General features: G+C 68.8%; 15 protein-coding genes. 7 read left to right on the forward strand and 8 right to left on the reverse strand.

Features of this window, described 5'->3' with window-relative positions:
- Positions 1-63: 63 nt before the first annotated feature.
- The 3 genes from AC5RV6_RS08840 to AC5RV6_RS08850 all read right to left on the reverse strand — a co-directional run bounded on the left by AC5RV6_RS08840 (position 64) and on the right by AC5RV6_RS08850 (position 3,525).
- On the reverse strand, positions 64-1,383 hold the full coding sequence (locus AC5RV6_RS08840; protein ID WP_494006938.1) for an ABC transporter substrate-binding protein: 1,320 nt from the start codon (positions 1,381-1,383) through the stop codon (positions 64-66).
- 304 nt (positions 1,384-1,687) lie between these two features.
- Complete coding sequence (locus tag AC5RV6_RS08845) at positions 1,688-2,866, reverse strand: class I SAM-dependent methyltransferase (RefSeq protein ID WP_494006939.1); 1,179 nt, start codon at positions 2,864-2,866, stop codon at positions 1,688-1,690.
- Positions 2,851-3,525 carry an IMPACT family protein gene (locus tag AC5RV6_RS08850; protein WP_494006940.1) on the reverse strand — a complete coding sequence of 225 codons (675 nt, stop codon included), beginning with the start codon at positions 3,523-3,525 and terminating at the stop codon, positions 2,851-2,853. Before AC5RV6_RS08850 ends, AC5RV6_RS08845 begins: the two co-directional genes overlap by 16 nt.
- Before the next feature lie 31 nt (positions 3,526-3,556).
- Here AC5RV6_RS08850 and coaE point away from each other — a divergent pair, with 31 nt between their 5' ends.
- The 4 genes from coaE (at position 3,557) to AC5RV6_RS08870 (ending at position 8,968) form a co-directional block, all read left to right on the forward strand.
- On the forward strand, positions 3,557-4,177 hold the full coding sequence (coaE, locus tag AC5RV6_RS08855) for a dephospho-CoA kinase (RefSeq protein WP_494006941.1): 621 nt from the start codon (positions 3,557-3,559) through the stop codon (positions 4,175-4,177).
- A gap of 67 nt (positions 4,178-4,244) precedes the next feature.
- A complete protein-coding gene (gene uvrB / locus AC5RV6_RS08860) occupies positions 4,245-6,329 on the forward strand; it encodes an excinuclease ABC subunit UvrB (protein WP_494006942.1) in 2,085 nt (694 codons plus the stop codon).
- Positions 6,330-6,499: 170 nt separating this feature from the next.
- A complete protein-coding gene (locus AC5RV6_RS08865) occupies positions 6,500-7,624 on the forward strand; it encodes an NDMA-dependent alcohol dehydrogenase (protein WP_494006943.1) in 1,125 nt (374 codons plus the stop codon).
- A gap of 102 nt (positions 7,625-7,726) precedes the next feature.
- On the forward strand, positions 7,727-8,968 hold the full coding sequence (locus tag AC5RV6_RS08870) for a TerC family protein (RefSeq protein WP_494006944.1): 1,242 nt from the start codon (positions 7,727-7,729) through the stop codon (positions 8,966-8,968).
- On the opposite strand, the gene AC5RV6_RS08875 is transcribed toward AC5RV6_RS08870, so the two are convergent.
- From AC5RV6_RS08875 to AC5RV6_RS08890, 4 genes are all read right to left on the reverse strand, one after another.
- Complete coding sequence (locus tag AC5RV6_RS08875) at positions 8,862-9,980, reverse strand: glycosyltransferase family 2 protein (RefSeq protein ID WP_494006945.1); 1,119 nt, start codon at positions 9,978-9,980, stop codon at positions 8,862-8,864. The two genes, AC5RV6_RS08870 and AC5RV6_RS08875, sit on opposite strands and share 107 nt — an antisense overlap.
- Positions 9,981-10,091: 111 nt before the next feature.
- Complete coding sequence (locus tag AC5RV6_RS08880) at positions 10,092-11,354, reverse strand: alpha/beta fold hydrolase (RefSeq protein WP_494007383.1); 1,263 nt, start codon at positions 11,352-11,354, stop codon at positions 10,092-10,094.
- A gap of 44 nt (positions 11,355-11,398) precedes the next feature.
- Positions 11,399-11,890, reverse strand: coding sequence for a GNAT family N-acetyltransferase (locus tag AC5RV6_RS08885; protein ID WP_494006946.1), 492 nt, complete (start codon positions 11,888-11,890; stop codon positions 11,399-11,401).
- 9 nt (positions 11,891-11,899) lie between these two features.
- Positions 11,900-14,443: a DEAD/DEAH box helicase gene (locus AC5RV6_RS08890; RefSeq protein ID WP_494006947.1), complete on the reverse strand. Its 2,544-nt coding sequence runs from the start codon at positions 14,441-14,443 to the stop codon at positions 11,900-11,902.
- A 320-nt stretch (positions 14,444-14,763) separates the two neighbouring features.
- Between AC5RV6_RS08890 and AC5RV6_RS08895 the strand changes: the two genes are divergently transcribed.
- Both AC5RV6_RS08895 and AC5RV6_RS08900 read left to right on the forward strand, forming a co-directional pair.
- Complete coding sequence (locus AC5RV6_RS08895) at positions 14,764-16,560, forward strand: HNH endonuclease signature motif containing protein (protein WP_494006948.1); 1,797 nt, start codon at positions 14,764-14,766, stop codon at positions 16,558-16,560.
- Between the two features lie 159 nt (positions 16,561-16,719).
- On the forward strand, positions 16,720-17,658 hold the full coding sequence (locus AC5RV6_RS08900) for a trans-aconitate 2-methyltransferase (RefSeq protein WP_494006949.1): 939 nt from the start codon (positions 16,720-16,722) through the stop codon (positions 17,656-17,658).
- 171 nt (positions 17,659-17,829) lie between these two features.
- On the opposite strand, the gene AC5RV6_RS08905 is transcribed toward AC5RV6_RS08900, so the two are convergent.
- A complete protein-coding gene (locus AC5RV6_RS08905) occupies positions 17,830-18,468 on the reverse strand; it encodes an MBL fold metallo-hydrolase (protein ID WP_494006950.1) in 639 nt (212 codons plus the stop codon).
- Between the two features lie 153 nt (positions 18,469-18,621).
- Between AC5RV6_RS08905 and AC5RV6_RS08910 the strand changes: the two genes are divergently transcribed.
- Positions 18,622-20,355, forward strand: coding sequence for an ABC transporter ATP-binding protein (locus AC5RV6_RS08910; RefSeq protein ID WP_494006951.1), 1,734 nt, complete (start codon positions 18,622-18,624; stop codon positions 20,353-20,355).
- Positions 20,356-20,439 lie beyond the last annotated feature (84 nt).

Genomic DNA, 20,439 nt, shown 5'->3' on the forward strand with positions numbered 1-20,439 from the left:
CAGACTCTTCTGCTCCAGGCGGGGGCCTTCAGCCGCGGCCGAAGGCCCCCGCAGCCGGTGCCGCTAGTTGTTGATCACCAGGTCGTTGAGGAGCTTGAGGGCCTTGGACCAGGCCTGGTCTGCGTCAGCCGAGCCGGTCTCGAGGTCGTCAATGGCCGGACCGAAGACATCCTCCTGGATCACCGAGTCATCCGGGCCCTTGAACTGGGCCTCGACGCCCTCGGCCCGGGTGGCGAGGATTGCTCCGGTGGGGGCCCCGTTGAACCATTCGTTGGGGGTCGCTTCGCTGGCGAGCTGCTCCTGCGCCTCGAGGGTGCTGGGGAAGTTGCCGGCCGCGGCGGACTGCTTGATCTGCTGCTCCGGGGCGGTCAGCCAGGCTGCCAGCTTCGCGGCTTCCTCCTTGTGCTCGGAGGTTTCGGGGACGGACAGGAAGGCTCCGCCCCAGTTGGAGGCACCGCCCGGGAAGACGTCGGCGAAGTCCCAGCCGCTGTCGGTGCCGCCGCCGGCGGACTCCACCTTGCCCTGAATGTTGCCCAGCATCCAGCCGGGGCAGACCATGGTGGCGAAGGAGCCGTCCAGGAAGGCCTGGCCGTTGGCCCAGTCCCATTCCTTCTGGTTCGAGGACAGGCCGTCGTCGATGGCGCCGGCAAGCTGCTCGAAGCGGGCGGTCATGTCTTCGTTGCCCTCGATGTTGAGCTCGCCGTCCTTGGTGTAGTAGCCCTCATCCATCTGGTTCACCATGGAGTTCCAGACGAAGCCCGCCTGGTCGAAGAACGGCTTCCCGGTGGCTTCGCGGTACTGGTTGCCCACCTCGAAGTAGCGCTCCCAGGTCGCCTCGTCGCCGCCGAACAGCTCGGCTACGGCTTCACGGTCGCTGGGCAGTCCGGCGGCTTCGAAGAGCTTTCCGTTGAAGCACAGGCCCTGCGGGCCGATATCGGTGCCGTAGCCGATGACGCGGCCCTCGGGGTCGGTGCCCTGGTCGAACTTCCATTCGAGCCAGTTGTCCTTGATGTCGGCGGCGCCGTAGTCGTTCAGGTCGACGAACTTGTCCGAGACCTCCATGATGGCTCCGAGCCAGCCCTCTTCGATGGCGACGACGTCGCTGACGCCGGAGCCTGCGGCCAGTTTCGTGAACAGGTCGGTCCGGGCGTTGCCGCCGGTGTCGATGTTGCTGTCCTTGATCCTGATGCCGGGGTTGGCCTCTTCGTACTCGTCGTAGAGCTCGTCGTAGCCGAACGTGCCGAAGGTCGTCACGGTCAGTTCAATGGGGTTGTCGGCGGTGCCGGCTTCGCTGTCTCCGCCGCCGCAGCCGACGGCGAGCAGGGCAATGGCGGCGGCGCCTGCCACTGCCGCTGCCGGGTTTCGGAACTTCTTCACGGTCACTCCTTTGTGTGTGGGTCTAGCCGAGGGGTTTCCCGACGCCGGCCGGGCGTGTGCCGGCCGGTCCTGGAAGGGACTGGAGCTGTTGGTGTCGACAGGGAGCCAGCCCGTACAAAGGAACCGCAGGGGCGAGAGAGCGCTCTCTGATCTTGCAGAGAGCCTAGGTGTGACACCGCTCACTGTCAAGAGAGCGCTCTCTCGTGTGTCGCGGCCCCGTCTCGTGCCGAATCCCGGTCCGGCCGTGGGAAGTCGTGGGGGGGGAGCCGTCCGGTCCCGGCCGGGGAGTCGCGGGTGGAGCCCGCGGCGCCTACCGTCGGGTACTGACGGTGACCGTGAACTTGGGGTTGCGTGCCGCCTGTCGGGTGGGCCCGACCAGCCGGTTCAGGGCAGGCTTGTAGGCCAGGTGGCTGTTCCACACCGCCCAGAGCTCGCCGCCGGGCCGCAGCACCCGCCCGACGTCGGCGAACAGTTTCAGGGCGATGCCCGCGTGGACGCTGGCTCCGATGTGGAACGGCGGGTTGAGGACCACCAGGTCCTGCGAGGCGTCGGACAGCCAGCTCAGCGCATCGGCACGGCGGACCACGGCCCGGTCGGCGACCCCGTTGGCCTGCAGCGTCAGCTGCGTCGAGGCCACCGCGGCCTCCGACTGGTCCGAGGCAAGGACCTGCATCCCGGGGCGCGTCAGGGCCAGGTACGCGGCGATCGCGCCGTTGCCGCAGCCGAGGTCGACCGCCTGCTCCGCGGAGCGTGCCTGGTGCAGGAAGGGCAGCAGGAAGCGGGTGCCGATGTCCAGGCCCGCACCGCCGAACGCCGCGCCGCGGGCCCGCAGCTGCAGCGGTGCCGCCAGGCCGACGTCGTGCGCCTCAGCGAGGGGAAAGCGGGAGGCGGGGCGCCGGTCGGCGGGCAGGGGGCCGCTGACGGTGAGGACCCGCGATTTCTGCCGGGCCAGGCCGGCGGAGACCGTCCCGAAGTGCCGCAGCAGCACGGAGTTCATGGCGGTGGTCATGTGCTTGAGCCGGCCGCCGGCGTAGACCGTGACGTCGGGGGCGGCGTGGGCGGCAATCAGCTCGGCGATTTCCTCGAGCGCGTCCAGCGAGCGGGGCAGCCGCAGCAGCACCAGCCGGGCGCCCGACACCAGGTCGGGGCCCAGCGCGTAATGGGCATAGGTGTCGGCCAGCTGCAGGGCTGCGGCGTTGCGGCCCAGGGCGAGTTCGCCGGACAGCGGATCCTGGTGCACCCGCACTCCGCGCAGCCCGTGGGCGACGGCACCGAGGGTGAGGGCTCCGTAGCCGTCGCCGATGCCGACGACGCCGCTGCCGCCGTCGGCGTCCGACGCCGTCGCGCAGCGGGACAGCCGGTCGGCTGCGGTGTCCAGGAGGAGCCGGTCGGCGGCGTCGAAGGCCTGCAGGTTCTCCGCCTCCACGTCCGGGGCCCGGCCGAGTGACTCGAAGGGGAACGAAGGCGCGGAGCTCACAGGTCGATCCATTCGGTGGTCAGCGGCTCGGCTTCGGCTCCTCCGGCGGTCATGGCGGCGAGCCGTTCGCGGAAGGAACCGGCGGCGCCCGGCAGGTCCGGCAGCGCGACGATGATGGTGGCGCCGGCCGAACCGTAGTCGGTGCGGGGCACGGCATAGCCGGCGGCCCGCAGGTCGTTCTCCAGCCGGCCGGCAGCGGCGTGTTCCGCCGGGACGGCGAACAGCCGCATGCGCTGCCGCCGGATCAGGGGTGCACTGTCCAGGGCCGAGGAAACTGATTCGGAGTAGGCGCGGACCAGCCCGCCGGCGCCGAGCAGGATCCCGCCGAAGTACCGGACCGTGACGGCGGTGATGTCGCTCAGGTCGGCGGCGCCGTCGAAGGTCTCCCGTTTGGTGAGCGCCTCGAGCATCGGCAGGCCCGCGGTGCCGGAGGGCTCACCGTCGTCGTTTGAACGCTGGACTCCGCGGTCGGGTCCCAGGACGAACGCGCTGCAGTGGTGGCGGGCGTCGTGGAACCCCCGGCGCAGCTCGGCCACCAGGGCGCGAGCGTCCTCTTCGGTTTCGGTGCGGCGCAGGACGGTGATGAAGCGTGAGCGCTTGATCTCGAGTTCGCTGCGGTGTTCGCCTGCGAGGGTGGTGTAGCGCCCCGCCGCCGCGTCGATGTCACTCACCCTGCCAGTCTAGTTGGCTAAGGTGGTGCCCATGTTGAAGGTAGGCCTCACCGGCGGCATCGCGGCCGGCAAATCCCTGGTTGCCCGGACCCTCGTCGACTGCGGGGCGGTGCTGATCGACGCCGACGCCCTGGCCCGGGAGGTGGTGGCCCCCGGCACCGAGGGCCTCGCCGCCGTCGTTGACGCGTTCGGCCCGGAGGTGCTGGCCAAAGACGGCAGCCTGGACCGGCCCGCCCTGGCCGCCGTCGTCTTCGGCAGCGATGAGCGCCGCGGAGTGCTGAACGGCATCATCCATCCGCTGGTTCGGGCCCGCGCCGCCGAGCTCGCCGCCGAAGTCCCCGCGGACGGAATCCTTGTCCAGGACATCCCGCTGCTGGTGGAGACCGGGCAGGCCGGCAGCTTCGACTTCGTGCTGGTGATCGAGGCTCCCGAGGAGGTCCGGCTGATGCGCATGGTGCATGACCGGGGCATGGACTTCGACGCCGCGCGCGCCCGGATCGCCGCCCAGGCGACGGCGGAGCAGCGGGCGGAGGTGGCCGACGTCGTGCTGGAGAACACCGGCACCCCGGAGGAACTGACGGCGGCCGTCCGCGAGCTGTGGCACACGCGCCTGGTGCCGCTGAACGAGGAACGGATGCGTTCCGGCGGATAGGGGCCGGGCAGTTCCGCCGTGAGCAATACGGACAGTCGGCGTCCGCATCCCGGAGTAGCGTTGAACCATGAGTCTTGCGCAGGACATCAACCGTGTTGTGGCGCCCTTCGAGGTGATCAGCGAATACAGCCCCGCCGGCGACCAGCCGACGGCCATCAAGGAGCTCGCCGAGCGGATCCAGGCGGGGGAGAAGGACGTCGTGCTGATGGGTGCCACCGGCACCGGCAAGTCGGCGACGACGGCCTGGCTGGTGGAACAGGTGCAGCGGCCCACCCTGGTGCTCGTGCAGAACAAAACCCTGGCCGCGCAGCTGGCCAACGAGTTCCGCGAACTGCTGCCCAACAACGCCGTCGAGTACTTCGTTTCCTACTACGACTACTACCAGCCCGAAGCGTACGTCCCGCAGACGGACACCTACATCGAGAAGGACTCCTCCATCAACGAGGAGGTGGAGCGGCTGCGCCACTCCGCGACCAACGCCCTGCTCACCCGCCGCGACGTGCTCGTCGTCGCCACCGTCTCCTGCATCTACGGCCTCGGCACCCCCGAGGAGTACATCAAGGCGATGGTGACCCTGCGCCGCGGCCAGGAGATGAACCGCGACGACCTGCTGCGCCAGTTCGTGGCCATGCAGTACACCCGCAACGACATGGACTTCCACCGCGGGACCTTCCGGGTCCGCGGCGACACCGTGGAGATCATCCCGATGTACGAGGAGCTCGCCATCCGGGTGGAGTTCTTCGGCGACGAGATCGAGTCGATCCACACCCTGCATCCGCTGACCGGCGAGATCATCCGCGAGGAAGAGGAGATGTACGTCTTCCCCGCCTCGCACTACGTCGCCGGTCCGGAGCGGATGAACCGGGCCATCCGTGCCATCGAGGACGAGCTGCAGCAGCGGCTCGCCGAGCTGGAGTCGCAGAACAAGCTGGTCGAGGCGCAGCGGCTGCGCATGCGCACCACCTACGACCTCGAAATGATGCAGCAGATGGGCTTCTGCAACGGCATCGAGAACTACTCGCGTTTCATTGACGGCCGCGGCCCGGGCACCGCCCCGCACTGCCTCCTCGACTACTTCCCGGACGACTTCCTGCTGGTGGTCGACGAGTCACACGTGACCATCCCGCAGATCGGCGCCATGTACGAGGGTGACATGTCCCGCAAGCGGACCCTGGTGGAGCACGGCTTCCGCCTGCCCTCGGCCATGGACAACCGGCCGCTGAAGTGGGACGAGTTCCTTGAGCGCATCGGCCAGACCGTGTACCTCTCCGCCACCCCCGGCAAGTATGAGCTGAGCAAGTCCGACGGCGTGGTGCAGCAGATCATCCGGCCCACCGGCCTGGTGGATCCGGAGGTCATCGTCAAGCCCAGCAAGGGCCAGATCGACGACCTGCTGGGCGAGATCCGCACCCGCGTCGAGAAGGACGAGCGGGTCCTGGTGACCACCCTGACCAAACGCATGGCGGAGGACCTGACGGGCTACCTGCTGGAGCACGGGGTGAAGGTCGAGTACCTGCACTCCGACGTCGACACGCTGCGCCGCGTGGAACTGCTGCGCGAGCTGCGGATGGGCACCTTCGACGTGCTGGTGGGCATCAACCTGCTCCGCGAGGGCCTGGACCTGCCCGAGGTGTCGCTGGTGAGCATCCTCGACGCCGACAAGGAGGGCTTCCTGCGCTCCTCGACCTCCCTGATCCAGACCATCGGCCGCGCGGCGCGCAACGTCTCCGGCCAGGTGCACATGTACGCCGACCGGATCACCGACTCGATGGCGCACGCCATCGACGAGACGAACCGCCGTCGGGAAATCCAGGTGGCCTACAACAAGGAACACGGGGTCGATCCGCAGCCGCTGCGAAAGAAGATCGCCGACATCACCGACCAGCTGGCCCGCGAGGACGCCGACACCAAGGCGCTGCTCGAGGAGGCCGCGAAGAAGGGCAAGGGCGCCAAGGGCAAGGGCAAGGGGGTCCGGAAGGACGGGCTGGCCGCGGCGCCGGCCGAGGACCTGACCGCGCTGATTGCCCAGATGACGGAGCAGATGCACGCCGCGGCGGCCGAGCTGCAGTTCGAGGTTGCCGCCCGGATCCGTGACGAAGTGGGCGAGCTGAAGAAGGAACTGCGGCAGATGCAGTCCGCCGGGCACGCCTAGCGGGTTCCGGCACGGGCGTCCTTCCTGCTCCTGTCCCGGGACCACCTGCCCGGCGCGCAAAACCACCCGCTGCGCTTCACGGCGCGGCTGGGTAGCCTCCGTCTGCGGCTGCTGTCCGGCCCTGAACCGGAGACCCTGCGGCTGCACACAACGACGTGTGGAGGACAGCAATGAAGACACGTGCAGCAGTTTTGTGGGACGCTCCCGGGAAATGGACCGTGCAGGAGCTTGAGCTCGACGAGCCGGGCCCCACCGAGGTCCTGGTGGAGATGGCCGCCACCGGCCTGTGCCACTCCGACGACCACTTCGTGACCGGCGACATCCAGATCGGCATGACACCGATGGTCGGTGGCCACGAGGGTGCGGGCATCGTCCGCCGGGTGGGGTCGGAGGTGCACGACCTGCAGGAAGGCGACCACATTGTCACTTCCTTTATCCCCGGATGCGGCAAATGCCGCTGGTGTGCCATGGGCATGCAGAACCTCTGCGACTACGGAGCCATCATCCTGGAGGGCGTGCAGCCCTCCGGCGGCTTCCGGATGCATGCCGATGACGGCACCGACGTGGGCACCGCCAGCACCCTGGGCACTTTCTCCCAGTGGCAGGTCTACGACCACGTCTCCGTGGTCAAAATCGATCCGGAGATTCCGCTGGACGTCGCCTGCCTGGTCGCCTGCGGCGTCGCCACCGGGTTCGGTTCCGCAACCAACGCGGCGCAGGTACGGCCGGCCGACGTCGTGATGGTGATCGGCGCCGGCGGGATCGGCATGAATGCCGTCCAGGGCGCGGCGAGCGCCGGGGCAGCCCATGTGGTGGTGGTGGATCCCGCTCCCACCAAGAAGGAGCTGGCCCCGCAGTTCGGGGCCACCGAGGTCTTTGCGGACTTCGACGAGGCCGATGCCTTCGTGAAGAGCATCACCAACGGCCAGGGCGCGGATTCGGCGATCCTCTGCATAGGCATTGTCGGCGGCGACGATATCGGCCGCGCCTACGGCGCCATCCGTAAGGGCGGCACCGTCGTCGTGACCGGCATCGGCAGGGACACCGACGACGGCATACCCGGCGTGAACGCCTTCACCCTCGCCATGTACCAGAAGCGGATCCAGGGCGCGCTGTACGGCATGGCCTCGCCCCGCGAAGCCATGCCGATGCTGCTGCGCCTCTACCAGGCCGGCAGGCTGAAGCTCGACGAGTTGATCACCAAGCGCTACACGCTGGATGAGATCAACGAGGCCTACGCGGATATGCGGGCGGGAACCAACATCCGGGGCATCATCGAGTTCGACAGGTCCTGAACGGCCCTGGACCTTTGGGCTCCGGCACCGGGGCGCGGGCAGACGGGTATATGCTGCTGGGCGGCGGAAAACGGCTTTCCGCCTGAAAGGTAACCCACTCATATGCCCGCTCTGCCCGTCGCCTTCGAGGTCGGCACCTTCATAGTCCTGGGGCTCGTGCTCCTTTTTGACCTGCTGCTGGTGGTCAAGCGGCCACATGAGCCCTCCATGAAGGAAGCCGGGCTCTGGGTGGGGTTCTACGTGGGGCTGGCCCTGGTCTTCGCCCTGCTGATGTTCGTCTTCACCGGCGCCGAGTACGGCAGCCAGTTCATCGCCGGCTGGGTCACCGAATACAGCCTGAGCATCGACAACCTGTTCGTGTTCATCATCATCATGGCCCGCTTCTCGGTACCCCGTAAGTACCAGCAGGAAGTGCTGATGTTCGGCATCATCATCGCGCTGATCCTGCGCGGCATCTTCATCCTGATCGGTGCCGCCGTGATCGAGAACTTCAGCTGGGTGTTCTACATCTTCGGCGCGTTCCTGCTCTGGACCGCGTGGAAGCAGGCGCGCGACGAAGGCGAGGACGAGGAAGAGGGCAGCGACAACAAGCTGGTCCGCCGGCTCCAGCGGGTGCTGCCGATGACGGAGAAGTTCGACGAGGGAAAGATCCGCACCGTGGTCGACGGCCGGAAGGTCTTCACGCCGATGCTGATCGTCTTCATCACCATCGGCATGACCGACCTGCTCTTTGCGGTGGACTCCATTCCTGCGATCTTCGGACTCACCCAGAGCGCCTTCATCGTGTTCACGGCGAACATCTTCGCCCTGATGGGCCTGCGCCAGCTGTACTTCCTGCTGGGCGGCATGATGAACCGGCTGATCTACCTGAAGCACGGCCTGTCCGTGATCCTTGCGTTCATCGGCGTCAAGCTGATCCTGCACGCCATGCACGTGAACGAGCTGCCGTTCATCAACGGCGGCGAGCACATCGAGTGGGCTCCTGAAATCCCCACGTACGTCTCCCTCGGCGTGATTCTCGGCACCATCGTGATCGCCACCGTGGCGAGCCTGCTCAGCCCCAAGGCGAAGGCCATGCACGCCGTCGCCTCCCTCGAGGAAGCCCTGGCGGTCTACCGGACGCTGGGCGAGGACGCCTCCAAGGAGCAGCAGGTGCAGGCGTACGACGCCGTGACGGACACCTACCGGGCAGCGGAGGCCGCCACCAACGGGCAGGCCGACGTCGAGATGCCCGAGATCACCGAAGAAGCCCGTGCACGGTTCCGCGCCAATGACCCGCGTGCCAATGACCCGCGCGGGGACGCCACCGGCGCCGAGGGCGCCGACGGCGGAGCCCGGCAGTAGCCGGGGCCGGCGGCGCGGGAGCGGCGCTGATGCCGTAACGCCTGCGCGCATACCCGCCGTAGAGCATCCCGTACAGCCGCGGCGACGCCTTCAGGAGCAGCCCTGCCGCTCCGATGACGGGCGCCGCGCGGACAGCGGGGAGAACCGTCCGCCAGGGCAGGAGCCGGGCCGCAGCTGCGGCCCGGCTCCGTGCGTTGGGGTCGGCTGCCACCGACGCCGTCTGGGCGGTGAGCAGGCGCATCAGGGTCAGCACCGCGGAGTAGGGGCCGGTGAAGGACCCGGCCCGGAACTCCTCCGCGACGTGGGTTTCGAGATGCCGCCGGGCGGCCTGGAAGTCCGCCTCGGATCCTTCGGCGGCCCAGGTGAGGCCGCCGGGGGAGATCCGGTACCGGACCAGCGCCTCGGGGACCAGGCGGACCTGTGCGGCGCGGGCGTAGACGGCCAGCAGCAGTGCCAGGTCCTCGAACCGCCGCAGGCCCTCGGGAAACCGGAGGCTCTCCAGCAGCGGAAGCGGGACCAGCTTGTCCCAGGGGAAGAGGGTCAGCCGTCCCAGCATGGCCTGCCGCACCGCCCCGGACCGGGACAGCAGAGCGGCGGGACGTGTGCGGGCGGCCGTCCCGCCGTCTGGCGAGACCACCAGGTGGCCGCAGACCGCCACCGTTCCCGGTGCGGCGGCCGCGGCGTCGTGCAGGGCCTGCAGGAAACCGGGCAGGTACTCGTCGTCGGCGTCCAGGAAGGCCGCGTAGCTGCCCCGCGCGGCGTCGATACCGCGGTTGCGGGCGGCGCCGACCCCGAGGTTCCTGGCCAGCGGCAGGATCCGCAGCCTCGGGTCGGCGGCAGCCATCCGGTGGGCGCAGGCGGGGCTGCCGTCCGTGGACGCGTCGTCCACGATGAGCAGCTCGAAGTCGCGGAACGTCTGCGCCTGCACGCTGGCGACGGCCCGTTCCAGGGTGGACGCTGCGTTATGACAGGGCAGGATGACGGTGATTTCCGGGTTCCGGATCGGGTCCACGCTCCATGGAAGCAGGGTCCTCCTGCCGGAGTCAGCCAGGCCCGCCGCCCGCGGCCGCCCGGTGACACATGAGGATGCTGCGGCGGGAGTGCGGGGAGGAGGGACTGCGGCTCAGGCGCCCCCGCGCACCATCGACAGCAGCCGGTTGAAGATCGCCTCTCCGTCGTCGGCAATGCCGTCGTGGTGGAAGTCGGCGGATTCCCAGACCTGCAGTCCGCGCACCGTCTCCGCGGTTTCCAGGGACAGGTTCCGGTCCACGTAGATGTCATCGGTGTAGACCGCCGCCGCCACCGGAACCTCGTTGCGCGTCAATTGCGCCAGGTCATACAGCGGCGGCCAGTCATCCTTGTCCGCCAGCAGCCGGGCGGTTTCGGCGAGGGGCCGCAGCGCGGGATCCTCCTCGAAGTACCAGGGGTACACCATTTCGCCCGTGAACAGCGGCTCGGCGGCGTCGGGCCGGAACTGCGGAAAGGACTCCAGCACCCGCCAGGCGGCCCAGCCGGTGGCGCGTCCCTGGCCGTAGATGGACTCGTGCATCAGGGCGTAGAGCGGATTGTCGGCCCGCTGCACCAGGGCGTGCACGGCGGTGAGGAACGTGTCAGAGAGCCGCTCGCCGTCGGGTGTGGGAACGAACGCCTCCTGGAGCAGGTAGTGCAGTCCGTCAATCCGGGTGTTGCCGCCCAGGAAGGAGCCGATCATCTGGAACCGACGTACGGTCAGGCGTTCTCCGGACGGCAGGTGCTCGGGCACCGATTCCAGGTGGCGAGCAATGCGGGTGGTCAGCGCCCGGTCCTCAGGGTACTTGGCGAAGTACTCGGCGTTGCGGGCTTCGACCCGGCGGAAGGTGGCGTCATAGACCCGGTCCGCCGCCCCCTCCAACGGGGCGAGACCGCCGGTGATCAGCGACTCCTTCAGCCCCTCGGGCGCGAAGGACAGGTACGTCAGGGAGCAGAACCCGCCGTAGCTCTGCCCGTAGATGGTCCACGGATCCGAGCCCAGGGCGGCGCGGATCAGCTCGGCGTCGGCCACGATCGCATCGGCCCGGAAGTGCGCCAGATACTCCGCCTGGGCAGCCGGGCCACCGCGCAGGGCCAGGGTCTGCCGGGTGGCCGGCGTCGAGAGCCCGGTGCCGCGCTGGTCGAGCATCAGGATGCGGAAGCTGCCGGCGGCGGCCTTGGTCCAGCCGCCGAACTGCAGCAGGCGGCTGCCCTTGCCGCCGGGGCCTCCCTGCAGGTACAGGAGCCAGGGCAGCTGCCGGGCCTCAGCCTCGGTCAGCGCGGCGTCGGAGTACTCGCGGGCGAAGACGGTGATGGTCTCGCCGTCGGGGGCCGCGTGGTCCAGGGGAACGGTGAACCGGTGGTCCCGGACCCGCATTCCGCGGACCAGGTACGGCGCCGACGCGTCGTGCGGAACGGTGCTCACGCCGTCGCCCCGGCCGTGCTGCCGAAGGCGGCGAGCGCATCGCCGGTCAGCCGGTAGGTGGTCCACTCGTCCTGCGGGCGGGCTCCGAGGGAGTCGTAGAAGCGGATCGAGGGTTCGTTCCAGTTCAGCACGCACCATTCCACCCGCCGGTACCCGCGGTCGACGGCGATGCCCGCCAGGGTCTGCAGCAGCGCCTTGCCGTACCCCTTGCCGCGGGCTTCGGGCCGCACGTAGAGGTCCTCTAGCCAGATCCCGTGCGTACCCTCCCAGGTGGAGTAGTTCAGGAACCAGAGCGCGAAACCCTGGACCCCGCCGTCGTCCTCCGCGACGTGCGCGAAGATCGCCGGATGCGCTCCGAAGAGGTTGGCCCGCAGCGCCTCCTCCGTATTGGCGACGGCGTCCGGCTCCTTCTCATAGACCGCCAGATCGCGGATCAGCTGGAGGATGACGGGGACGTCGCGGGGTTCGGCGGGGCGGATCGAAGTCATGCCTCCAGACTAATCCAGCCGCCCGGCGTCGGTGATCCGGATGACGGGCTCGCCGGCGTCGTCGGAGGCGGTGAGGTCCACCTCGGCACTGATGCCCCAGTCCAGGTGCCCGGCCGGGTCCTTGAAGACCTGCCGGACCTCCCAGACGCCTGGCAGCTCCTTGATGATGAGCAGGTCGGGGCCGCGGCCGCCGGGGCCGTCGTCGATGTCCTCGTGCTCCGCGAAGTAGTCGTCCATCAGGGCGGCCCACCGGTCGGCATCCCAGCCGCTGCCGCCGTCGAGTTCCCCGAGGGCGGCGTCGTCCTCGTCGGCGAAATACTTCACGCGCTGGAACATCTCGTTGCGCACCATCACGCGGAAGGCCCGCTTGTTGCCGGTGACGCGGGCCGGTTCCGGCGGCAGCACGGGTGCGGCGGAGGCATTCGGGTCCACGCCGGAGGTCAGCTCCTCCCATTCGTCCAGCAGCGAGGAGTCGGTCTGGCGGACCAGCTCGCCGAGCCATTCGATGATGTCGGAAAGGTCCTCGCGCAGCGCCTCGGGCGGAACCGTGTGCAGCAGCGCCTTGTAGCAGTCGGCCAGGTAGCGCAGCACGATGCCCTCGGAGCGGGCCAGCCCGTAGAAGGCGACGTACTCTCCGAAGCCCATGGCACGTTCGTACATGTCGCGGACGATCGACTTGGGGGTCAGCTCGAAGTCGCCCAGCCACGGCGCGCCGGAGCGGTACACCTCGAAGGACTGGAACAGCAGCTCGCCCAGCGGCTGCGGATAGGTGACCTCCTCGAGGGCGGCCATCCGCGCCTCGTACTCCACGCCGTCGGCCTTCATCGCTGCGATCGCCTCGCCGCGGGCCTTCTTCTCCTGGGCGGAGAGGATCTGGCGCGGCTTTTCCAGCGTGGATTCGATGACGGAGACGACGTCGAGGGCGTAGGACGCGCTCTCCGGGTCCAGCAGCTCCAGCGCGGCCATCGCGAAGGGGGAGAGCGGCTGGTTGAGCGCGAAGTTCGGCTGCAGCTGCACCTTCAGGCGGACGGTGCGGCCGTCGGCCTGCGGGGTGTCCAGCTTTTCGACGATGCCGGCTTTCTTTAGCTCCCGGTAGATGCCCAGGGCGCTGCGCATCAGCTTCAGCTGGCGGGCGCGGGGCTCGTGGTTGCGTTCGAGCAGGCTGCGGGCGGCCTTGAACGGATCTCCCGGGCGTTCGAGCAGGTTCAGCAGCATGGAGTGGCTGACCGTGAAGCTGGAGGACAGCGGTTCGGGGGTGCCGTCGACGAGCTTCTGATAGGTCGCCTCGCCCCAGGACACGAAGCCGGTGGGCGGCTTCTTCTTCACCACCTGGCGCAGCTTCTTCTGGTCGTCGCCGAACTTGGCCTTGGCTTTGGCCATCGCCTTGTTGTTCTCCACGACGTGTTCGGGAGCCTGCACGACGACGGTCCCTGCGGTGTCGTAGCCGGCGCGTCCGGCGCGGCCGGCGATCTGGTGGAACTCACGCACGTTCAGCAGCCGGGTCCGGGTGCCGTCGTACTTGCTCAGGGCGGTGATCAGCACGGTGCGGATGGGCACGTTGATGCCGACGCCGAGGGTGTCGGTGCCGCAGATGACCTTCAGCAGCCCGGCCTGGGCGAGCTGTTCGACCAGGCGGCGGTATTTGGGCAGCATGCCGGCGTGGTGGACGCCGATGCCGTGCCGGACCAGCCGGTTCAGGGTCTTGCCGAAGCCGGGGGCGAAGCGGAACCCGGCGATCAGTTCGTTGATCCGGTCCTTTTCCTCGCGGGTGCAGACGTTGATGCTCATCAGCGCCTGGGCGCGGTCGATGGCTTCAAGCTGGGAGAAGTGCACCACGTAGACGGGCACCTGCTTGGTGGCCAGCAGTTCCTCGAGGGATTCCTGGACCGGAGTTTCCACGTAGTAGTAGTGCAGGGGAATGGGCCGCTGGACCGAGGAGACGGTGACGGTGTCCCGGTTGGTCAGTTCGCTCAGTTCGTTGGCGATGCGGGTCATGTCGCCCAGGGTGGCGGACATGAGCAGGAACTGGGCCTGCGGCAGCTCCAGCAGGGGGACCTGCCAGGCCCAGCCGCGCTGGGGATCGGAGTAGAAGTGGAACTCGTCCATGATCACGGTGCCGAGATCGGCATCGGGCCCCTCGCGCAGGGCGATGTTGGCCAGGATCTCCGCGGTGCAGCAGATGATCGGGGCGTCCTTGTTGACGGCGGAGTCGCCGGTGACCATGCCCACGTTCTCAGCGCCGAAAATGTCGCACAGGGCGAAGAACTTCTCCGAGACCAGGGCCTTGATCGGGGCGGTGTAGTAGCTGCGCTCGTCATGCGCCATGGCGTGGAAGTGCGCGGCGATGGCGACCATGGACTTTCCCGACCCGGTGGGGGTGGCCAGGATGACGTTGTTTCCCGTCACCAGCTCCATCACGGCTTCGTCCTGTGCCGGGTACAGCGGCATGCCGCGGCCTTCGGCCCATTCGAGGAAGGAGGTGTACGTCTCGTCCGGGTCTACCTCTGCAGGGGTGCCGGTGGACGGGGAAGGAAGCGCATCAAGGAGTTTCATTGCTTCCAGCCTACCGTCGGGCCGGCCGGCGGCGGGCGGGATGCGCCGTGGGCGGAAGGGCCGGGCGGAGCGGGACTGTGAAGTGCCGGGTCCAGGCCGCAGATGGGTCTGAGGATAGCGGGGCGAAGCCAGCGAAAAACGGGTGCTTCTCCGGCTGTGGATAAGGGGTATTCCGGGCCGAAAATGTCGGTCCGGCTTGAAATCCTTGGGCCATGACCAGGCGGGAGAACCCAGGGCAGGGCAGCCTCTTCGGGGGTCCCTTTTCGACGGGCGGCACAGGAGGGGCGGCCCCGGCTTCCGGCGCCGACGGGAGTGCCGGCGTGGAGGCCGGCGTGGGCGCGGCGCGCTGCAGAGACGGGGCGCCCGCTGCGGTGGCGCTCGCCGTCGTCTTTTCTGCACAGCCGCCTGGTGATCCCGGGGGCGGTGGGGCTGCGGCAGGGACCGCCGACGTCGGCGGCCTTGGCACCGGTGACCATGGCACCAGCGGCCTTGGCGCCGGCGGTTCTGGCGGGGGCGGTGCCGACGGCTCCGGCCCCGGAGCCGCTGGTCCTCTGCCGGCGGGGCTGGCGGGACAGCTGTCACTGGGCGCTGCCGAGGAGCTCGATGCGCATGAGGCAGGGGCGGTGCTGGAACGCCTGGATGCCCTTGTCGGATGGGCGCAGGCGCAGCAGGCCAGGGTGGTGAAGCGGCTGGAGGACCTGCTGGCCCGTGAGGTGGAGATCCGCGGAACACCCGCACATTTGCAGCCGGGAGAGACGTTGACTCTGACTGCGGCGGAGGTGGGGGCACTGCTTCGGGTGCCGCACATGACGGCGCTGCGGGTGGTCTCCGAGTCCGGGAAGCTGGTCGATCGGTTTCCGGCGACCCTGGCCGGGTTGTCGCAGGGGCAGATCACCTACTCCCACGCCCGCGTGCTGCTTGATGAGGCTGAGTTCGTTCCGGCGGAGGACACCGCCGGGTTTGAAGCCGCGGTACTGGACGCGGCGGCGAATCGGACCGCCGCGCAGCTGGGGCGCCGGGTGCGAACGATGCGGGAGCGGAGGTATCCGGAAACCATTGTCGATCGACACCGGGACGCCCTGGCCAAACGCCGGGTGTGGCTCGAGCCGGCGCCGGACGGGATGTCCTGCCTTACCGCCCTGATGCCCGCCGAAAAGGGGCAGGCAGTTTTCGGGTCGCTGTCCCGGGCGGCTCGTGCAAGGAAATCGGCAGGTGACGGGCGAACAGTCGACCAGCTGCGTGTCGATCTGCTGGCCTCCGCGCTGCTTGGCGGCGGGCAGGCGGGATCGCAGGTCCGGGGAGAGGAAGAGAGCGTTCCTTCCTGCGGTGGTTCGGCCGGCCCGGGGAATGAGGCCGTACGGCTGCTTCCTGGCAGAGAGCCGGCGGATGCACGGAAGGAGAGCGGAGGCCACCGGGGACAGGTATGTGCGGGCCGGGCCGAGGCGGATCGCGATCCGTCGGCGTCCGGCGCCAGGCCAGGCAGAACGGGGGCACCGAACATGGAAGCTGCTGCAGACGAGGACCTGCCCGGCCTGCGCCCGGAAGTCATGGTGATCATCAATGCGGAGACTCTGTTCGGGGCCGATGATGCCCCGGCCGAGCTGAACGGTTACGGCCCCATCAGCGCCGAGGCCGTCCGTCGGCTCATCCGCCAGGTCCGGCATTGGACGGGACTGATCCAGGATCCGAAGACCGGCGAGATTCTGGCCGTGGGACGCCGCCGTCGTGTTCCGGCAGGACTGGCCCGATGGTTGCAGGCAAGGGACGGAACCTGCCGGTTCCCCGGGTGCAGCGTCAACGCGCGCCGGTCAGAGCTGGACCACACGCGCCCGTACGCCGCGGACGGTCCCACCGATCATCAGAACCTGGAGCATCTGTGTCCAAAGCACCATCGCCTCAAGACCCAGGGATACTGGACGGCACGGCAGCCGGAGGCCGGCACGGTTGAATGGCGCTCGCCCCTGGGCCGCCGGTACAGCACCGATGCTCAGCTCAGCCTTGCTCGCCCGGTACCGAACCCCTCCGAAAAGGTAGGGCCTGCGGAAGGGAATCGCCCGGGCTCGGACGGTCCGGGGCGCGATCACCCGCCAGCCGGTGACATTCCGCCGCCGTTCTAGCCCGTCCCAGTGTCCATCCCCTGGTTCCTGCCCTGGTGCTCGTTCCTTGGTGTACCCCGAGGCGGGAGATAGGCCGCTCGCCGGTAGATCCCTTCGGCACCTTTCATCGGACAGACTAGGCTGCCAGGCAGCAGAACCGTCCGTCGAAGGGTTGCAGCTATGGAACAGAGAGAGAACGGAAACGCCGGATCGCCGCTGCTCCGGGGCGGGACACGGGAGACGGTCCAGCCCTCGGAGCACCAGGAGGAGGGTGGGAGAGTCCGGCTGCCCGGTTCCAGCGGGGCGGGAAATGACCATCCCCGAAAGGCCGATGCACCACTGAACTGGGACCCTGCGAAGTACCTCGCGTACGCCGACCTTCGGGACCGTCCGTTCTTTGACCTCACCGCCCGCATCGGCGCACAATCGCCCCGCCGCGTCGTGGACCTGGGCTGCGGCAGCGGAGCCCTGACCGCGGCGCTCGCCGAACGCTGGCCGGACGCCGAAGTCACCGGCCTGGACTCCTCGCCGGAAATGATCGAAAAGGCCCGCGCGGACCTGGCTTCCCGGCCCAATCTCAGCTTTACCGTCGCCGCCATTGAGGACTGGAGCCCGAGCCAGGACACCGACGTCGTCGTCTCGAACGCGGCTCTGCAGTGGGTGCCCGGCCACACCGAGCTGCTCAGGCAGTGGGCCGCAGCTCTTGCGCCCGGAGCCTGGCTCGCCTTTCAGGTTCCCGGCAACTTCGACGCCCCGTCGCACGCCCTGATGCGCGCGCTCGCCGACTCGGAGCGCTGGCGGCACAAGCTCGACGGCGTGCTGCGCCATGCCGACGCCGTCGCACCCCTCAGCGACTACCTTGACCTGCTGCTCAGTGCAGGATGGGAAGCCGACGCCTGGGCAACGGCCTATCAGCAGATACTCCAGGGAGAAGATCCCGTGCTGGAGTGGGTCCGCGGTACCGGCTTCCGCCCGGTCATGCAGGCCCTCAGTGCCGCCGACCTCGCCGAATTCGAAGCCGCCTACTCCGCAGTCCTCCGGGCAGCCTATCCCCGCCGTGCCTGGGGGACTCTGTTCCCGTTCCGTCGACTGTTCGTCGTCGGGCATAAGCCGGAATAGCGCCGGGCCGCCCGGCAGCCGGGCGGTCCCGCGTGTTTCGACATGGTTCTTGTCCGGCAGCTGACAGCCTGGGCCTCACGTTCGGCAGGTTCCCGCCCGCGTGTTCCGCCCGCGCCTTTCAGGCACCATCCCCGGTGTTCCGGCGGCCGGCCGCGCTTTCCAGCGTGGTGGCTACCAGCCCCGCGCCTTCCACTCCGGCAGGTGCGGCCGCTCCGCGCCGAGCGTCGTGTGAGTTCCGTGGCCGGGGTGCACCACTGTGTCGTCAGGAAGGTATTCGAACACACGTTCGACTACATCGCTGAAGAGCGAGGTGAAGCGTTCAGGATCCTTCCATGTGTTCCCGACCCCGCCAGGGAACAGCGAGTCCCCGGAGAACAGGTGGGCGGGGCCGGCACCGTTGCGGCAGAGCAGGGCGACGGAACCCGGCGTGTGCCCGCGCAGGTGGATCACTTCCAGGTCGAACCCGTCGAAGTCCAGGATGTCGCCGTGGTTGAGGGCCACATCCGCGCTCAACGGGATATCCGGAATGTCATCGCTGCCGGCGGCCGTCCGTGCGCCGGTGGCGGCGGCAGCCTCAGCGAGGGCCCGCACATGGTCCCAGTGGCTGTGCGTGGTGATGATCATTTCCACGTGCGCCGGCCCGCCGCTGTCCTGGGCGCCGCTCTCCAGCAGCGCCTGAATGGCCGGGAAGTCGTCGGCGGCATCAATGATCACCTGGGCGCCCGAGCGCTTGGCGGTAATGACATAAACGTTGTTGTCCATCTCGCCGACTGACGCCCGACGGATGGTGACATTCTCCAAATCCCACATGGGGGCAGTGTATCCACTGTGCCGCGGCCGCACGTGACAGGTCCCACAGCCCGGCGCTCGCCGCCTTCGCCCCCCGCCCCTCCCGGCCAGTGAGACGGGGCAGACGGCTCCGCGGGGATTGTGCGCGCCCACCGGTGGCGGTACGTTGGCCGGATGCTCCTCAGGCTGGTTCGGCAGAACCTGGCGCCGTATAAGGGCGCGGTCGCCGTCGTCGTTCTCCTGCAGCTGCTGCAGACCGTGGCGACCCTGTACCTGCCGACCCTGAACGCCGACATCATCGACCGGGGAGTGGTCACCGGCAACACCGCGGTGATCCTCGACGTCGGCGGCTGGATGCTCGCCGTGACGGCCGGCCAGGTGGTCTGCGCCGTGGCGGCCACCTATCTCGCGTCCCGGGTGGCGATGAGTGCCGGCCGGGACATCCGGGAGCGGCTGTTTACCTCGGTGGAGTCGTTCTCCTCCCGGGAAGTGGGCACTTTCGGCGCGCCTTCCCTGATCACCCGCACCACCAACGACGTCCAGCAGGTTCAGATGACGCTGCTGATGACCTTCACGGTGATGGTCTCCGCTCCGATCATGGGCCTGGGCGGGGTGCTGCTGGCCCTGAACCAGGACGTCGCCCTCTCCGGAATCCTGCTGCTGATCCTGCCGGCACTGTTCATCGTCATCGGGCTGGTGCTGCGCCGGCTGATCCCGCTCTTCCGCAGGGTCCAAAGGCAGATCGACCGGGTGAACGGGGTGCTGCGCGAACAGATCATGGGCCTGGCCGTCATCCGCGCGTTTGTCCGCGAGCGCACCGAGCAGGAGAGGTTCGACGGCGCCAACCGGAACCTGACCAAGACCCAGCTGCGCACGGCTCAGTACATGGCGCTGCTGTTCCCGGCCGCAATGCTGGTCGCCAACCTCGCGTCCGTGGCCGTTGTCTGGTTCGGCGCCTACCGGATTGATGCCGGCCAGATGCAGATCGGCGCCCTCACCGCCTTCATCGCGTACATCATGCAGATCCTGATGGCGGTCATGATGTCGATGTTCATGATCATGATGCTCCCGCGGGCTGCAGTGTGCGCCGAACGTATCTACGAAGTCCTCGACACCGAAAGCACGGTGCGCGACGCCGGCACCGCGGTTCCCCTGGTGTACGACGGCGGCACCCTGGTCTTCGACAACGTGGGCTACACCTACCCGGGGGCAGAAGCGCCGGTGCTGCAGGACATCAGCTTCACGGCGGCGTCCGGGCAGACCACGGCCATCATCGGCTCGACCGGAGCCGGCAAGTCCACGCTCGTTAACCTGGTGCCCCGGCTCCTTGACGCCACTGCCGGCAGGATCCTGGTGGACGGGCAGGACATCCGCGACGTCACCCTGCAGTCGCTGCGCAGCGGCATCGGCCTGGTGCCGCAGCGGGCGTATCTGTTCAGCGGCACCGTTGCCTCCAACCTCCGGTTCGGCCGGCCCGAGGCCACTGACGCCGAACTGTGGCAGGCGCTCGAGATCGCCCAGGCGGCTGACTTTGTCCGGGCGCACCGGGAGGGACTCGAACAGCGCGTGGAGCAGGGCGGCGGCAACTTCTCCGGCGGCCAGCGTCAGCGCCTGGCCATAGCCCGCGCCCTGGTGGTCCGGCCCGCCGTCTATCTGTTCGACGACAGCTTCTCTGCCCTGGACTTCGCCACCGACGCCCGGCTCCGCGCGGCCCTGAAGCAGCGCACCGCGGACGCCACGGTGCTGATCGTGGCGCAGCGGGTCAACACCATCAGCGACGCCGCCCGGATCGTCGTGCTGGAGGAGGGCCGGGTGGCTGCCCAGGGGACGCACGCCGAACTGCTGGAGTCTTCGCCGACGTATCGGGAGATCGTCGAATCCCAGCTGACGGCGGAGGAGGTCCCGTGACGGCGGGACGGCGGGGCACGCATGCCCAGCTGCGGCAATCCCTCCCGACGTCCCGGGAGCCTGGTCAGCCGCGCCGAACGGAGG

The organism is Arthrobacter saudimassiliensis (genome assembly GCF_059090665.1).

Coding starts and splice junctions, on each gene's coding strand:
- AC5RV6_RS08845 (WP_494006939.1), bottom strand. CDS start 2,866: ATGGATCGACCTGTGAGCTCCGCGCCTTCGTTCCCCTTCGAGTCACTC.
- coaE (WP_494006941.1), top strand. CDS start 3,557: ATGTTGAAGGTAGGCCTCACCGGCGGCATCGCGGCCGGCAAATCCCTG.
- uvrB (WP_494006942.1), top strand. CDS start 4,245: ATGAGTCTTGCGCAGGACATCAACCGTGTTGTGGCGCCCTTCGAGGTG.
- AC5RV6_RS08865 (WP_494006943.1), top strand. CDS start 6,500: ATGAAGACACGTGCAGCAGTTTTGTGGGACGCTCCCGGGAAATGGACC.
- AC5RV6_RS08870 (WP_494006944.1), top strand. CDS start 7,727: ATGCCCGCTCTGCCCGTCGCCTTCGAGGTCGGCACCTTCATAGTCCTG.
- AC5RV6_RS08880 (WP_494007383.1), bottom strand. CDS start 11,354: ATGCGGGTCCGGGACCACCGGTTCACCGTTCCCCTGGACCACGCGGCC.
- AC5RV6_RS08885 (WP_494006946.1), bottom strand. CDS start 11,890: ATGACTTCGATCCGCCCCGCCGAACCCCGCGACGTCCCCGTCATCCTC.
- AC5RV6_RS08890 (WP_494006947.1), bottom strand. CDS start 14,443: ATGAAACTCCTTGATGCGCTTCCTTCCCCGTCCACCGGCACCCCTGCA.
- AC5RV6_RS08900 (WP_494006949.1), top strand. CDS start 16,720: ATGGAACAGAGAGAGAACGGAAACGCCGGATCGCCGCTGCTCCGGGGC.
- AC5RV6_RS08905 (WP_494006950.1), bottom strand. CDS start 18,468: ATGTGGGATTTGGAGAATGTCACCATCCGTCGGGCGTCAGTCGGCGAG.
- AC5RV6_RS08910 (WP_494006951.1), top strand. CDS start 18,622: ATGCTCCTCAGGCTGGTTCGGCAGAACCTGGCGCCGTATAAGGGCGCG.